Source organism: Polaribacter sp. Hel1_33_96, from assembly GCF_002846595.1.
In the GTDB taxonomy this organism is placed as follows: domain Bacteria; phylum Bacteroidota; class Bacteroidia; order Flavobacteriales; family Flavobacteriaceae; genus Polaribacter.
Map to the genome: position 1 here is coordinate 2,277,935 of NZ_PJMV01000001.1, position 12,386 is coordinate 2,290,320.

Annotated in this window: 8 protein-coding genes; 5 read left to right on the top strand and 3 right to left on the bottom strand. The window is 32.2% G+C overall.

The genetic code is table 11. The features are described 5' to 3' along the window. Positions 1 to 98 precede the first annotated feature (98 nt). From secDF to obgE, 3 genes are all read left to right on the top strand, one after another. Complete coding sequence (secDF, locus tag ATE90_RS09920; RefSeq protein ID WP_036787394.1) at positions 99 to 3,068, top strand: protein translocase subunit SecDF; 2,970 nt, start codon at positions 99 to 101, stop codon at positions 3,066 to 3,068. Positions 3,069 to 3,164: 96 nt separating this feature from the next. Beyond that, positions 3,165 to 4,283 (top strand): adenylate kinase, encoded by a 1,119-nt coding sequence (locus ATE90_RS09925; protein WP_081958188.1) that lies wholly within the window; start codon positions 3,165 to 3,167, stop codon positions 4,281 to 4,283. A 63-nt stretch (positions 4,284 to 4,346) separates the two neighbouring features. Beyond that, positions 4,347 to 5,336 (top strand): GTPase ObgE, encoded by a 990-nt coding sequence (gene obgE / locus ATE90_RS09930; RefSeq protein WP_036787396.1) that lies wholly within the window; start codon positions 4,347 to 4,349, stop codon positions 5,334 to 5,336. A gap of 71 nt (positions 5,337 to 5,407) precedes the next feature. Here the strand turns inward: obgE and ATE90_RS09935 are convergent, their stop codons facing one another. Further along, positions 5,408 to 5,884: a hypothetical protein gene (locus tag ATE90_RS09935; protein ID WP_036787399.1), complete on the bottom strand. Its 477-nt coding sequence runs from the start codon at positions 5,882 to 5,884 to the stop codon at positions 5,408 to 5,410. 544 nt (positions 5,885 to 6,428) lie between these two features. Here ATE90_RS09935 and ATE90_RS09940 point away from each other — a divergent pair. Continuing rightward, positions 6,429 to 6,929 (top strand): DUF456 domain-containing protein, encoded by a 501-nt coding sequence (locus ATE90_RS09940; protein WP_036787401.1) that lies wholly within the window; start codon positions 6,429 to 6,431, stop codon positions 6,927 to 6,929. A gap of 5 nt (positions 6,930 to 6,934) precedes the next feature. Here the strand turns inward: ATE90_RS09940 and ATE90_RS09945 are convergent, their stop codons facing one another. Both ATE90_RS09945 and ade read right to left on the bottom strand, forming a co-directional pair. Further along, entirely contained in the window at positions 6,935 to 7,531 is a 597-nt protein-coding gene (locus tag ATE90_RS09945; RefSeq protein ID WP_101451350.1) for a PhnA domain-containing protein, read from the bottom strand. 106 nt (positions 7,532 to 7,637) lie between these two features. Beyond that, positions 7,638 to 9,260 carry an adenine deaminase gene (gene ade / locus ATE90_RS09950; protein ID WP_036787407.1) on the bottom strand — a complete coding sequence of 541 codons (1,623 nt, stop codon included), beginning with the start codon at positions 9,258 to 9,260 and terminating at the stop codon, positions 7,638 to 7,640. A 74-nt stretch (positions 9,261 to 9,334) separates the two neighbouring features. On the opposite strand from ade, the gene ATE90_RS09955 reads away from it, so the two are divergent. Continuing rightward, positions 9,335 to 12,367 carry an aminotransferase class III-fold pyridoxal phosphate-dependent enzyme gene (locus ATE90_RS09955; RefSeq protein WP_101451351.1) on the top strand — a complete coding sequence of 1,011 codons (3,033 nt, stop codon included), beginning with the start codon at positions 9,335 to 9,337 and terminating at the stop codon, positions 12,365 to 12,367. Positions 12,368 to 12,386: the final 19 nt, after the last annotated feature.

A 12,386-nucleotide genomic window follows, 5' to 3' on the forward strand; every position in this document is an offset into this window, starting at 1 on the left:
ATTAACAAAAACAATCAAAAAAAATAATTGTCAGGTTCTACGAGAAGCTATATATTTGCTCGTTTTTAAAAAAACTTTGACTTTAAAATAAATACAAAATGCAAAACAAAGGACTTATAAAATTATTTGCAATCCTTTTTGGATTGGTAAGTTTATATCAATTATCATTTACTTTTTTAGCCAATAAAGTAGAAGATGATGCAACTACTTACGCTAAAAGTAAAGTAACAGAAAATGACGCAAGACAAAAAGCTACTTTTGAAAGAAAGTATTTAGACAGTGTTGCCAATAAAAACATCATAGATATTGGTGTTGCAGCGTATAGCTACAATGATGTAAAAGACAAAGAAATGAATCTTGGTCTTGATTTAAAAGGAGGTATCAATGCAATTTTACAAGTTTCTGTAAAAGAAGTTTTAAAAAGTTTAGCAAATGACTCTAAAAATGAACCTTTCAATAATGCATTAAGCGCAGCTGATGAAAGACAGAAGAATAGTAATGCAAATTACTTAGACTTATTTTTTGAGGAATTTGAAAAAATTGCAGGAACTACAAAGTTGAGTGATCCATCTATTTTTGGAACAAAAGCTTTAAGCGAAAAAATTTCTTTTGATGAAGTGAATGCCACAGTTAAAGAAACTTTACAAGAAGAAATCAACAGTTCGATTGGTACTGCTTTTGAAGTATTAAGAAGTAGAATTGATAAGTTTGGAGTTACACAACCTAATATTCAACGAATTGGAAATTCTGGTAGAATACAAATTGAATTGCCAGGAGCTAAAGATATTGAGCGTGTTACAAAGTTAATTACAAGTAAAGCTGAATTACAGTTTTGGGAGGTGCACACAAACGCAGAAGTTCAAAATTTCTTCTTTGCAGCAAATGCTAAAGTTGCTGAATTATTAAAAGACGATTCTGCATTAGAGAAAGAAAAAGATTCTGTTAAAAAAGATGATATTGACGATTTGTTAGGTGAAACTGCAGATTCTACGAAAGTTCAAAAGAATTTATTTACGTACTTATTCCCAAATGTTGCACAGTCTCAACAACAGCTGAGTTCTTTAGTTGCACAAGCTAGAGTTTTAGATACAGCAACCGTAAACAATTTACTTGCCAAAAAAGAAGTAAGATCTTTATTGCCAACTGAATTAAAGTATGCTAAATTTTTATGGGATTACAAATCTACAGATGGAAATGATGGTTCAGAATTAATTGGTTTATATGCAATTAAAGGGAATAGAAATGACAAACCGACTATTGAAGGGGATGTTATTTTAGATGCAGGTCAAGTATTTGATCAATTAAACAAACCAGAAGTAAGCATGACAATGAATAGTTCTGGAACAAAACAATGGGCTAAAATGACCGCTGATAATGTTGGTAATTTTGTTGCCGTTGTTTTAGATGATTATGTTTATACTGCTCCTTCTGTAAACCAAGCCATTACAGGTGGAAGAACTTCTATCTCTGGAGGCACCATGACCGTTGCAGAAGCAGAAGATATTTCAACAGTTTTAAAAGCAGGTAAATTACCAGCGGCAGCAAGAATAATTCAAGCAGAAGTTGTTGGACCTTCTTTAGGACAGGAATCCATTGATGCTTCAATAAATTCATTTGGTTTAGCAATTATTTTAGTTTTACTATGGATGCTTTTATACTATGGTAAAGCTGGTTTATATGCTGATATTGCTTTAGCAGTAAACATCTTATTTATATTCGGAATTTTATCATCCTTTAATGCTGTGTTAACGTTACCTGGAATTGCAGGTATCATTTTAACAATTGGTATGTCTGTAGATGCTAACGTAATTATCTTTGAAAGAATTAAAGAAGGGTTATTCAAACAAAAAGGATTAAAACAATCTGTAGAAGAAGGTTTCTCTGTAAAAGGAGCTTTATCCGCAATTATTGATGCAAATATTACTACTTTATTAACAGGTATTATTCTATACATTTTTGGTACAGGACCAATTAAAGGTTTTGCTTTAACCTTAATGATTGGTATCGCTACTTCTTTATTTACCGCTGTATTTATTACCCGTATTTTAATTGACAGATCTGTAAATAAAGGAACTAATTTAACTTTTAATACTTCAATTTCTAAAGGTTGGTTCCAAAATATAAATGTGGAGTTCCTGAAGAAACGTAAAATTGCTTACATCATTTCTGGTGCAATTATTATTTCAGGAATTGTTTCTATATTTTCTATCGGATTAAAGCAAGGAGTAGATTTTAAAGGAGGACGTTCTTATGTCGTTCGTTTTGATCAAGATATGAATGCGACAAAAGTTGCTTCAGATTTAAAAGACGCTTTCGGTACTGCTCCAGAAGTAAAAACGTATGGTTCAGATAATCAATTAAAAATAACAACAGTATATAAAATTGATGAAGAAGGTCAAGAAGTAGATGATCAAGTTCAAAGTGCTTTATTTACAGGATTAAAAGAGTATTTAGGAACTACTTCATACAACGACTTTAAACCTGGATTTGAAAAAGAAGGAGCTGGGGTTATGAGTTATATGAAAGTAGAACCAACGATTGCAGATGATATTAAAACATCAGCTTTATATGCAGTATTTGGCTCACTACTAGTAGTGTTCTTGTACATCTTATTAAGATTTAGAAAAGTATCTTTCTCAATTGGAGCAGTAATTGCAGTTTTCCATGATGTTTTAATTGTGCTAGGGGTATTCTCTATTACTTACAACATTATGCCTTTCGACATGGAAATTGGGCAATCATTTATTGCTGCGATACTGACAGTAGTTGGTTACTCTCTAAATGATACCGTGGTAATTTTTGATAGAATTAGAGAGTTTGCAGGCTTGCACCCAAATTGGAAATACAGTGACGTAGTAAACAAGGCATTAAGTTCTACCCTAGGAAGAACTATAAACACTTCTTTAACAACATTATTAGTAATGTTGGCGATCTTCACATTTGGTGGAGATTCTATTAAAGGTTTTATGTTTGCTTTAATTATTGGTGTAGCTGTAGGTACCTATTCATCATTATTTGTTGCAACACCAATTATGTATGACACTTCTAAAAAAGAAGAAAAAAAATAATTATATCTTAAACAAATTAAAACCGTTTTTAATTCCTGAATATCAGATTAAAAACGGTTTTTTCATTCAAGATATAGCGCCTATATTTGTATTCTCATGAAAATTATTAAACTTCACGACTTATACTTTAAACCTTACATCCATAAAGGTGAAATTTCTGCAATTGTAAAATTTCTAGCCCAACAAGTAAAATCAGATTTACCAAAAGATGAAGTTCCTCTATTTATTGGAATTTTAAATGGATGTTTTCTTTTTGCTGCAGATTTCATTAGAGAATTTAATGGAAACTGTGAAGTTTCATTCGTAAAACTAGCCTCCTATGAAGGCACTTCTTCTACAGAAGACGTAAAACAGCTAGTTGGTATTAATGAAGATTTAACAGGAAGAACTGTAATTATATTAGAAGATATTATAGACACTGGTAATACGCTTCAAGAAATTTACAATATATTTAGAGACAAGAACTTAAAACAATTAAAAATTGCAACGCTATTTTTTAAGCCAGATGTATTTAGAAAAGAATTACCAATAGATTATATCGGAAAAAGTATTGAAGATAAATTTATTGTTGGTTACGGTTTAGATTACAATAATTTAGGTAGAAATTACCCAGCAATATATCAATTATCAACACAACCAAAAATGAAAAATATTGTATTATTTGGTCCTCCAGGAGCAGGAAAAGGAACACAAGCAGAATTTTTAAAAGATATTTACAATTTAGTACATATCTCTACTGGTGATGTCTTCCGTTTCAACATTAAAAACAAAACTGAATTAGGTTTGTTAGCCAAAAAATATATGGATGAAGGAGATTTAGTACCTGATGAAGTTACCATTAATATGCTAAAGGCTGAAGTTGAAAAAAATGCAGATGCGAAAGGTTTTATTTTTGATGGTTTTCCAAGAACAGAATCTCAGGCAGAAGCTCTAGATGTTTTTTTAGCTCAAAAAGGTGAACAAATAAACGGAATGGTGGCTTTAGAAGTGCCGGAAGATACCTTAGTAACTCGTTTATTAGAGAGAGGAAAAACTAGCGGTAGAATAGATGATACTGATGAAGTAAAAATCAGAAATCGTTTTAACGAATACAATACTAAAACAGCTATTTTAAAAGATTATTTTGAAGCTCAAAATAAATACTATGGAATTAATGGTGTGGGTTCTATTGAAGAAATTACACAACGAATTTCAAAAGTATTTAATACTTTATAAATTGTTTTATAACTAAACTTTTATTCTTAGACAGTATAACAAACAAACGCATACACAGAAAAAATGACTGAAGGAAATTTTGTCGATTACATAAAAATATACGCTTCCTCGGGAAAAGGCGGACAAGGTTCTGTGCATCTTCACAGAGAAAAGTTTATTACCAAAGGTGGACCTGATGGTGGAGACGGCGGTCGTGGAGGACACATTATTTTGCGTGGAGATAAAAATATGTGGACGTTATTTCATCTAAAGTTTAAACGCCATTTTAGAGCTGAAGGTGGAGGAGCAGGAAGTGCAAGTAGAAGTACAGGTCATGATGCAGAAGATATTTATATTGATGTTCCTTTAGGCACAGTAATTAGAGATGCTGATACTGACGAAATTATTTTAGAAATTACGGAAGATCAAAAAGAAGTAATTTTATTAAAAGGAGGAAAAGGTGGTCTTGGAAACTGGAATTTTAAATCATCTACAAATCAAACACCTAGATATGCACAACCTGGTATTGATGGATTAGATGGTTGGTTTCGAATGGAATTAAAGTTATTGGCTGATGTTGGCTTAGTTGGTTTCCCAAATGCCGGAAAATCAACTTTATTATCCGTTTTAACAGCTGCAAAACCTAAAATTGCAGACTATGCTTTTACAACCCTAAAACCAAACTTAGGAATTGTAGAACACAGAAATCATCAAACATTTGTAATAGCAGATATTCCTGGAATTATTGAAGGTGCTGCAGAAGGAAAAGGATTAGGTCATCGTTTTTTAAGACATATAGAACGTAACTCTGCCTTGTTATTTTTAATTCCTGCGGATAGTGATGATATCAACAAAGAATATGAGATTTTGTTGAATGAACTAAAAAAACACAATCCTGAGTTATTAGATAAAGATAGATTGTTAGCCATTTCTAAAACAGATATGTTAGATGATGAATTGAAAGCAGAAATAAAAGCGGAGTTGCCAAAAGGTGTGGATGCTCTATTTATATCATCGGTAGCTGAAATTGGTTTGCAAGAATTGAAAGATAAACTTTGGGATATGTTGAACTAAGCAACACAGTTGCATTTTGTATGAGCTTGATTCTACAAATAGAACCTCATCACTTTATTGTAAAATAGCAATTAGTCTTTTAACGAAATCCGAATAGGTAATCTATACTTTGTAGTTACTGGAATTCCTCTTTTAATAGCTGGATAAATAGCAGATAATTTCTGAACACTTTGTTTAAGTATACTATCTAATTGAGGCAATTGCTGTTTTAAGTTCTCTGTGGAGGAAATTTCTTGAAGAATAATTTCTCCTTTTGAATTAATTACAACGTCCATAAAAACAACTTCATCGATAGAATCTTTTACCGTAAAAGGAAATTTCTGCAGCTCCTCTCCTATTTTTTTGTGAATGGTATTTCTAAAGCAATTGGATTTTTTAGCTTTATCAATAAGAGAATCACATACTTTAAAAGACGGAGAAAAATCAACTGAGGTAAAGTCAACAATGGTATCTAATACTTGCTTTTTATCCTTTTTTGAAAAAGGTAACTTATCGCAGGAAGTACAATAAACAACTATTAATAAAAAAGAAAAAAAACGCAAAAACATCATTTTAAATTATTATGTGAAAATAGTGAATTAAAAAATACCAAATCAATTTTTATTTTTTCTTTCTTCTTTTTTCCTTCTTACTTTTCTCCAAGTTTTTGTTCGTTCTAAATAAACATTCTATAGACCGCAGTCGAGGTAATTTTGACCCTTTATTTTCACCAATCTTCTTCTTTCTAGAATGATCCGTTGTTACTAGTTATTATTCTACTTTTTCGAAATTTTTCGGCAAATTATGCTCTTATCTGCAGTCTAAATACAAGTTCCCCAATTGATGTTTTAAAACCAGGTTTAAATATTTTATAGATATCATTTCCTATTGACCTTCACCTAAATAGTTAACTTAACAAATAGCACTAAAAAGGAAGTCTAAACTGATTTTTTAGTTTAGAAGATATAACAAAAGCCTCATAAAAGAGTTATATGAATAGAAATCGTTGTTCCTTAAGAAAAATAATTGGAATAATCTGATTAAAAATAAGTATTAAAAACAGATTACGTCGTGCCCCACAAAAATCCAGCATTCAAAACAACAAAATAAACAATGGATATTTTCTTAATACTAATAGGACTTGTATTTCTAATACTAGGGATTATTGGTTCATTCTTGCCCGTTTTACCCGGACCTTTAACAAGTTGGATAGGCCTATTGCTATTATACATGACAAAAATTATTCCTTTAGATTGGACATTTCTAGGAATCACTTTAGCCATTGCTGCATTCATATGGGGCTTTGATTATTTTATTCCTGCCATCGGAACAAAACATTTTGGAGGTACAAAATATGGGGTATATGGCACCACAATTGGTTTAATTATAGGATTGCTATCACCGATTCCTTTTGGAATGTTATTAGGTGCTTTCTTTGGTGCTTTTTTCGGAGAATTAATACACGACAGTAAAGACACCGATAGAGCTTTAAAAGCTTCATTTGGTGCCTTTGTAGGTTTTTTAGCTTCTGCTACTATTAAATTTTCAATAGCCGCAATGTATCTAGTTTTATTCTTAGGAAAGGTTTGGGAATATAAAAGTGAATTCTTTTAAACCGTTTACTCTTTTTCAGCCATTTTCTTTACATAATCAGTGATGATTACAATCTGCGTGGGACCAACTTTACCTTCTATATATTTAGCATTTTCATGATCTAAGGAAATTCTTCTTACTGCAGTTCCTTGTTTTGCAACTAAACTAGAACCTTTTACTTTTAAGTCTTTAATCAAAACCACAGAATCTCCAGCTTGTAAAATAGCGCCATTAGCATCTCTGTGAATGATTTTTTCACTATCATCTAAATGATCTCCAGATTCTTTTGCAAAACGTAAATCATCGTCTTCCATATACATCATCTCCAACAAATCTTTTGGCCAACCTTCATTTCTTAAACGAGACAACATTCTCCAAGCAACTACTTTTACAGCTCTGAACTCACTCCACATAGAATCGTTTAAACAGCGCCAATGATTTGCATCTGTATCATCAACATTATCAATTTGGATACTACAAGTTTCACACGCTAACAAACTTCCATCAACTCCACCTCCACCCGTAATTGATGGTTTTACATCGTAAATTGATAAATTATTTGTTGACGCGCACAATTCGCACTGGTTTCCACTTCTAGTTTGTAAATCTTGTTGTAAACTCATTATATTTTTTTATGTTGATGTTGGCAAAAGTAGTGTTTTAAATTAGTTTTGTCGTTCCCAAGAAGCTTGTACTAAACATAGTAAAATATCGGGAATGTCAAAATAGTTATTCTATTTCCAAAGAAGTAAATTTAAATTTGGTGCCATCAAACAATCCTTTATCACTTAACTTTAAAGACGGTATTACCAAAAGCGCCATAAAAGACAAACTCATATAAGGCGCGCGCAATGTACTTCCCATTTGTTTTGCCATTGCATCTAATGCTGCATAAGCTTTTCCAATCTCTTCAGCAGATTTATCTGACATGATTCCGGCTACTGGTAAGGAAACAATTTTTTCTTCAGATGCATTTACGGCGCAAACGCCTCCCCTATTTTCGATAATTAAATTTACAGCTTTGCAAATCGCTTCGTCAGAAACTCCAATGGCAATAATATTATGAGAATCATGCCCTACAGAACTTGCAATGGCACCTTCTTTAATTCCGAAGTTTTTAATGAAAGCAATTGCTGGTACATCATTTTTATATCGATTTACAACGGTCATTTTTAAGATATCTGTGGCCGCATTTGAAACTAAATTTCCATCTATAATTAAAGAATCTGCTGCTATCTCATTCGTCACCAATTCTCCGTCTAAAGCCTCAATGACTCTAATTTTTTCGGATGACGATGCAAATCTAAAATCTTCTACTTTCTTTGTATCAGTATCAAAATTATTCAAAACATCAAAAGGAACAGACTGCACAAAACTTTCTCCGTTTTTAGCAACTAATTCTCCGTTAATGTAGGTTTCTAAAACATTGAATTCTTTTAAATTATCAACTAAAATAAAATCGGCAGCATCTCCTTTTTGCAACAAACCAACCTCTAAATTATAATGTTTTACAGGATTTACACAAGCCGCCTGTAACACTTTAAAAACATCAATTCCTTTGGCAACTGCGCGTTCACATAATTGATTAATGTGCCCTAACAACAAATCGTCAGGATGTTTATCATCTGAACAAAACATCATATTTTCAAAATGTACTGGCAACAAATCAATTAAAGCTTCGAAGTTTTTTGCGGCACTCCCTTCACGAATTAGCACCTTCATTCCTTTTTGCAATTTTTCTAAAGCCTCTTCATAGGTAAAACACTCATGATCGGTAGAAATTCCTGCAGCAATATATTTGCTAACATCATCTCCTCTTAAGCCTGGAGCATGACCATCGATGGGTTTATTGTTGTTTTTTGCATGTTGAATTTTTTTTAATACTTCCGTATCATCAAACAAAACACCCGGGTAATTCATCATTTCTGCCAAATATTTGATATTTGGGTTTTCCATCATCAATTTAATATCATCAGCATTAATTACAGCACCAGCACTTTCAAAAGAAGTGGCAGGCACACAACTTGGCGCTCCAAAATTGAATTTTAACGGAACTTTCTTTCCGTTTTCAATCATAAAATCAACTCCTTTTACGCCCAAAACATTGGCAATTTCATGCGGATCAGAAACCGTAGCTACCGTTCCGTGTACAATAGCAATTTTTGCAAATTCAGAGGGCACTAACATGGAACTTTCAATATGAATATGAGCATCTACAAAACCCGGTAAAATATAATTTTCTACTGCGTGATTTACTTCTCGGATAGCCGAAATATTTCCATTTTCTATAATCACTTCACCTTTAAAAATTCTTTTATTAAGAATATCTACAATGTTCCCTTTTACATTCATAATCTTGCTATATTTAGAACAAATTTACAAAGAATAAAAAGGGTTTTTATTCAACTTTATCCTATTTTTAAATTATGAATTACGCTCAACAGAAAATAACCATAGCAGAAGCAGAAAAAATTCTTTTTGACTTGTTTAATATCAAAGGAACTGCATCTTCTTTACCCGGTTATGTTGATTTTAATTTTAGAATTAAAATAGAGAATGAAGAAGGCTATATTCTAAAAATTTCTAGAGTTGAAGAAAACAAAAAGTACCTAGAATACCAGCAGCACTTATTGCAATTTATTGAGCATAGTGGTGAAAAATTAATTGCTCCAAAAGCGGTTACAGATAAAAATAACAATTTAATTTCTGAAATTAAAGATCGTTTCGGCAAAACGCGTTGTGTACGTTTACTCACCTGGGTTTCTGGAAAAGTTTGGAGTGCTGTAAATCCACAATCCGCAGATTTACGCTGCAGTATTGGAACGCAATGTGGTATTTTAACAAAAGCATTGCAAGGTTTTAAGCATCCAGAAGCGCATTATAATTTTGAATGGGATATTGCCCAATCTCTTTGGACAAAAAAGCACCTACATTTATTTGAAGCTCCTGAAAAAGAAATATTAATGCTGTTTCAACATAAGTTTGAAGCCTATCAACCCTCCTATACCAGTTTAAGAAAAAGCATTATACACAATGATCCAAATGACAATAATATTATTGTTACCAATAACCTATTGCAACCAAAAGCAAAGGCAGCAATAGACTATGGAGATGCCATGCACACACAAACCATTAATGATCTAGCAATACTCTGTGCCTATGGTGCAATGGGTCATCATGATCCTTTAGAAGCGGCTCTTGCATTTATAAAAGGCTATCATAATTCTTTTCCTTTATTAGAAAAAGAGCTAGCTCATTTATTTAATGCCATTGCCATGCGGCTTGTAATTATTGTTACCAGAGCTGCTATGAGTAAAATTGAGGAACCAGACAACGATTATCTATGGATTAGCGAAAAACCAGCTTGGGAAGTATTATATAAATGGCACGAAATTTCTGACGATTTTGCCCATTTTAGTTTTAGAATTGCATGTGGTTTTTCTGCACACCCGAATGAAACTGAATTTGAAAAATGGTCACAAAACAATACGTTTAAATTATCAGAACTTTTTCCTTCAATAAATAGAAATGAAATCCATCATTTAGACTTAAGTGTTTCTAGTACTTTTCCCGGTCATCAACAAGAGTTTAATAATTTAGATTTATTTCAATTTAAAATTGATCAATTACAGAAAGAAGTTCCAAATAAAATTTTAGCGGGTGGTTATTTAGAACCAAGAAATTTATATACCTCTACAGAATATGACACGGTTGGTAATTACGGCAAACAAAGCAGAACAATTCATTTAGGAATCGATTTTTGGCTAGCAGAGAACACGCCAGTTCATGCGCTTTTTGATGGTGAAGTTGTTGTTGCTGTTGATGATGCTGGCAATAAGGAATATGGAGGTTTAGTAATTTTAAAACATCGTCAACAAAATTTTAGTTTTTACACCTTATATGGACATAATACTGTTAAAAGTGTTCTAAAACACCAAATTGGCGATACCATTAGAAAAGGAGAGCAAATATCAATTTTAGCCAATTATCCTGAAAACGGAAATTGGGCACCTCATTTACATTTTCAAGTAATGTTGTCTTTATTAGATTACAAAACAGACTTTCCTGGAGTTGGGTACTTTAACGAAACTGACGTTTGGAAGAGTCTATGTCCTAATCCGAATTTGTTATTTAAAATTGATGGTTTTAAAGAAAATTTAATTCCTGTTTCTAATGAAATTTTAGCTTTTAGAAAACAGCATTTAGGCAAAGGCATGAGTTTACAATACAAAACGCCATTACACATTGTAAAAGGTACTAATCAATATTTAATTGATGCTGTTGGACGCAAATATCTAGACACCGTAAACAATGTAGCACATGTTGGTCATGAAAATTTTAAAGTTGTAAAAGCAGGTCAGAATCAAATGGCCTTATTAAATACAAACACCCGTTATTTACATGAAAACATCAATACACTAGCGAAAGAAATTCTCAAAACTCTCCCCAAAGAATTGTCATTTTTACATTTTGTAAATTCAGGAAGTGAAGCAAATGAGCTCGCTATTAGAATGGTTAAAACGTGTACAAATTCTGATGAAATTATGGCTAGTGAACATGGGTATCATGGAAACACAAATGGTACGATAGGTATTTCTTCCTATAAATTTGATGGAAAAGGCGGAAAAGGAAAACCTAAAAACACCCATATTTTTCCAATTCCTGATGCTTTTAGAGGGAAATATAGAGGAGAACATACTGCAGATAAATACGCACGAGAAGTGCAATTTTTAATTGATGAAATTCATCAACAAAACAAAAAAGTTGGTGGTTTTATAATAGAACCTATTATCTCTTGTGGAGGACAAATTGAATTACCAAAAGAGTTTTTGCAGCAAGCGTACAAAAAAGTAAAAAAGGCGGGTGGCTTTTGTATTTCTGATGAAGTACAAACTGGCATTGGAAGAATGGGAAAAACTTTTTGGGGATTTCAGTTACACGATGTCGTGCCCGATATTGTAACTATTGGAAAACCATTAGGAAATGGGCATCCAATTGCAGCGGTTGCGTGTACAAAAGAAGTGTCTGAAAAATTTGCAAACGGCATGGAGTTTTTTAACACCTTTGGCGGAAACCCTGTTTCTTGTGCGATTGCAACTGAAGTTTTACAAGAAGTAAAAAGAGAAAAATTGCAAGAAAATGCTTTGAATGTTGGTAAATTTTTAAAGTCTGAATTAAAACAACTATCCAAAAAATTTCCAATTATTGGGGATGTTAGAGGTCAAGGTTTATTTTTAGGCCTTGAATTGGTAGATGAACATTTAAAACCGCTTGCAGAACAAACAGATTACATTATCAATAGAATGAAAAAACATGGAATTTTAATGAGTTCTGATGGTCCAGATCATAACGTCATCAAAATAAAACCTCCACTTACATTTACAAAAGAAAATGCCAAAGAGATACTTTTTTACTTAAAAAAAGTTTTTAATGAAGACTTCATAAAAAATAAACATTAAAATATAAATCATACCTTTA